General features: G+C 72.1%; 1 protein-coding gene. It reads left to right on the top strand.

What is annotated here, in order from left to right:
- On the top strand, positions 1–584 hold a 584-nt coding region (locus FVW27_RS17705), incomplete at its 5' end, for a shikimate dehydrogenase family protein (RefSeq protein WP_424991888.1).
- Between the last annotated feature and the right edge of the window lie 225 nt (positions 585–809).

Raw genomic sequence — 809 nt, 5'->3', positions numbered from 1 at the left:
GGTGCGAAAGGGCACTGGTGCTGGGCAACGGCGGCGCGGCCCGCGCCGTGCTGGCCGGTCTGCGCGAGCTTGCCGGTGCCGGAGAAGGCGTGGTGGGCACGGTGGCCGTCACCGGGCGCAACGCGGAAAAGGCCGCCCCACTGGCCGCCGAATTCGGCGCGGAAGTGGTGGACTGGGATGCGCGCGTCCACTGGGGCGCGGGCCTTGTGGTCAACACCACGCCCATGGGCATGTCCGGCGAGCGACAGGGCGACACGGCCTTTCCGGCACAGGGGTTTGCGGCGCAGGGCGTTGCGGCAGGGGGAGATGGACGGCGCGGGCTGGCCTACGACCTTGTCTACAACCCGCTGCGCACCCGCTTCCTGTCCGAGGCCGCCGACGCGGGCTGGGATACGCAGGATGGCCTGGGCATGTTCGTGGAGCAGGGACGTGAACAGTTCCGCCTGTGGACCGGGCTGGAACTGCCCGCCGAAGGCGCGCGCACCCTGGTTGCCGTGGCCCTTGGGCTGGGCGACGTGGCCGTGGGCCGCGTCTGCGGCCAGTGCGAACTGCCCGGTTTACACACGGGCTCGGGCAAGGGGTAGGGGACCATGGCTGCCACCGGCTGGCCGGGGCGCTTTGTGCGGCGGGACATGCCCGGACGTACGCCCCCGACCGTTCTTGCCACTTTCTTTATCGCTCTGCTGTTCCTGCTACGCCCACCAGCAGCTTGCGCGGATGCCGCGTCGCTTGCCGCGCTGCCCCTGCCGGAACTGACGGCCCGCCTCGCGGCCCGCTACGGCGGGCAGCAGCCAGCCCAGTGGGGACCG

It is taken from the genome of Nitratidesulfovibrio liaohensis (assembly GCF_011682075.1).
Taxonomy (GTDB): Bacteria; Desulfobacterota; Desulfovibrionia; order Desulfovibrionales; family Desulfovibrionaceae; genus Cupidesulfovibrio; species Cupidesulfovibrio liaohensis.
The sequence above is the reverse complement of the archived record's forward strand: the minus strand, read 5'-3'. Positions and strand labels throughout refer to the sequence as shown.